This window comes from Psychrobacter sp. Choline-02u-9 (genome assembly GCF_002836505.1).
GTDB lineage: Bacteria > Pseudomonadota > Gammaproteobacteria > Pseudomonadales > Moraxellaceae > Psychrobacter.
The window spans coordinates 1-546 of record NZ_PJBF01000027.1 but is presented as its reverse complement, the minus strand read 5'-3'; the positions used below and the strand labels follow the sequence as shown (position 1 = coordinate 546).

The 546-nt window shown below is 46.0% G+C and carries 1 protein-coding gene; it reads right to left on the bottom strand.

Features of this window, described 5'->3' with window-relative positions; translation table 11 throughout:
- A partial coding sequence (locus CXF69_RS00605; RefSeq protein ID WP_145990564.1) for a cadherin-like domain-containing protein occupies positions 1 to 546 on the bottom strand: 546 nt, incomplete at both ends.

The following is a 546-nucleotide window of genomic DNA, read 5'->3' as shown; positions in this document are numbered from 1 at the left end:
GATCATTGACTGAAGCAACAGTGATCGTAGCCGTTTGAGTAATGGTTTCTGTACCATCAGTGATTGTATAGGTAAAGCTGTCTGAGCCATTAAAGTTGTCATTTGGTGTATAGCTATAGCTGCCATCTGCGTTGACAACGACTGTGCCATTGTTAGCATCGGTATCTAAGGCGAATGTCAGATCATCACCATCGATATCGGTAGCGACAAGCTGACCTTTTGCGACCGTGTCTTCATCAGTACTGATACTGCTGTCTTCAGCCACTGGCGCATCATTGACGGCAGCGACAGTGATGGTTGCGGTTTGAGTGGTCATGCCGCCTTGACCATCATCAATGGTATAAGTGAAGCTGTCTTCACCATTAAAGTCAGTATCAGGGGTGTAGCTATAACTGCCATCGGCATTGACGATAACAGTACCATTGGCGGCATTGTCTTTAATGGCATAGGTTAAATTGTCGCTATCCGCATCAGTGGCTGCTTCTAATTGACCAGTCGCTACGGTGTCTTCGGTAGCTTCGATGTTTGAATTTTTGGAGACAGGTA